General features: G+C 77.0%; 2 protein-coding genes. One reads left to right on the plus strand and one right to left on the minus strand.

The window, feature by feature from the left end; all coding sequences use genetic code 11:
- Positions 1-1,334: SIS domain-containing protein (locus AC1MIR_RS09290; protein WP_480027885.1), on the minus strand; the 1,334-nt coding region annotated here is incomplete at its 3' end.
- Here AC1MIR_RS09290 and rbfA point away from each other — a divergent pair.
- On the plus strand, positions 1,320-1,763 hold the full coding sequence (gene rbfA, locus AC1MIR_RS09295) for a 30S ribosome-binding factor RbfA (RefSeq protein ID WP_480027886.1): 444 nt from the start codon (positions 1,320-1,322) through the stop codon (positions 1,761-1,763). The two genes, AC1MIR_RS09290 and rbfA, sit on opposite strands and share 15 nt — an antisense overlap.
- Positions 1,764-1,842: the final 79 nt, after the last annotated feature.

Consider the following 1,842-nt stretch of genomic DNA (forward strand, 5'->3'; position numbering starts at 1 on the left):
AATCCCCCCCCCCCCCCCCCCCCCCGCCCCGCCCGGGCCCGGGCCGCGCCCGCCCCCCCCGCCCCGCGCGCGCCGCGCGCGCGCACCGCCTGCGCGTTGGACAGCGTCTTGGCGAGCTGCTCGTCGGCCTGCGCGCAGACGATCACCGGGGAACCCTCGCGCACCAGCGCGATCGGCCCGTGCTTCAGCTCGCCCGCCGCATAGCCTTCGGCGCGGATGTAGGAGAGCTCCTTCAGCTTCAGCGCGCCTTCCAGCGCCAGGGCGGCGCCAGCACCGCGGCCGATGAACAGCGCCTCCTTCTCGGCGGCGAGGCGATGCGCGAGATCGCGGATCTGCGCCTCGCAGCCTTCGGCGGCGGCGAGCACGGAAGGCAGGGTGTTCAGCGCCGCCGCCAGCGTCGCGCGGAAGCCCGCATCGCCCCGACCATTCGCCTCGCCCAGCGCGAGGCCGAGGCGCATCAGCGCATGGGCCTGGCAGGTGAAGGACTTCGTGGCGGCGACGCCGATCTCGACACCGGCCGCGGTCGGCCAGCGCACCGCGGCGGCGCGCCCGATCGCGGAATGCGGCACGTTCACCACGCCCACCGTCGGCAGGCCGCGCGCCTCGGCGATGCGCATGGCGGCCAGCGTGTCGGCGGTCTCGCCGGACTGGCTGACCAGCACCACCGCGGTGCGCGGGGCCAGCGGCGGGGCGCGGTCGCGGAACTCGGAGGCGATCTCGAGATCCACCGGGATGCCGGCGGCGCGCTCGATGGCGCCGCGGGCGAGCGCGGCGGCGTAGAGGCTCGACCCGCAGGCGATCACCTGCAGCCGCGGCGCGCGGGCGACGCGGGCGGGAAGCCGCAGCCCGTCGAGCGCGACGGCGGTGGCGTGCAGCGCCGCCGGCTGCTCGGCGATCTCGCGCCGCGTGTGGCTGCCTTGCGCCGCCCCGCCGGTTCCGGCCGGCGTCACGACGACCGGCGTCCAGCCACGGCCGCGCGCGGGGCGCGCCCCCCGAATGCGCATCCCGCCCTGCGTCAGCTCCGCGATGTCGCCATCCTCCAGCGCGACGTAGCGCGTGGCGAGGCCGGCGAGCGCCACGGGGTCGGAGGCGACGGCGGCGCTGTCATGCCCTTCGCCGACCACCAGCGGGCTGCCCTGGCGCGCCACGAGGATGCGGCCGGGCTCGGCCTCCGCGATGGCGGCGATGCCAAAGGCGCCGGAGAGGCGCGCGCAGCTGGCCTGCAGCGCCGCCTCGAAGCCGGCGCCCCCCCCCCGGGGGGGGGCGGGGGGGGGGGGGGGGCGCAGGCCGCGCCCCTTCGCGCTTGAAGGAGGGCACAGATGGCCCGCAAGCATGACCACAAGGGCGGCGACACGCTCGGCCCGTCGCAGCGCCAGCTCCGCGTCGCGGAGGAGGTGCGCCATGCGCTCTCCGCCGTCTTCGCGCGCGAGGAGTTTCGCGACCCCGACCTGCACGACCTGCATGTGACGGTGACGGAGGTGCGTGCCTCCCCCGACCTCAAGCACATGACCGCCTTCGTCAGCGGGCTCGGGCGCGACCTGACGAAGGAGCAGTTCGCGGGGCTCAGGCGCGTCTCTCCCTTCCTGCGCAAGCAGGTGGCGCACGCCGTGCGGCTGAAATTCGCGCCCGACCTGCATTTCCAGCCCGACACCGCACTGGACTACGCGATGAAGATCGACGCCGTGCTGAAGCGCCCCGAGGTGCAGCGCGACCTGGCGCCGCGCGCGCCGGCGGATGGCGGGGCCGACGACGACGCGGGGTGATGCCGCAGCGTTTCCGTGCTAGAGCAGCGGGGGGGGGGGGGGGGGGGGGGGGGGGGGGGGGGGGGGGGGCGGGCGGCGC

This window comes from Falsiroseomonas sp. RANM36 (genome assembly GCF_056682175.1).

Excerpts from the sequence above, each read along its gene's own strand:
- rbfA (WP_480027886.1), top strand. The coding sequence starts at position 1,320 with ATGGCCCGCAAGCATGACCACAAGGGCGGCGACACGCTCGGCCCGTCG.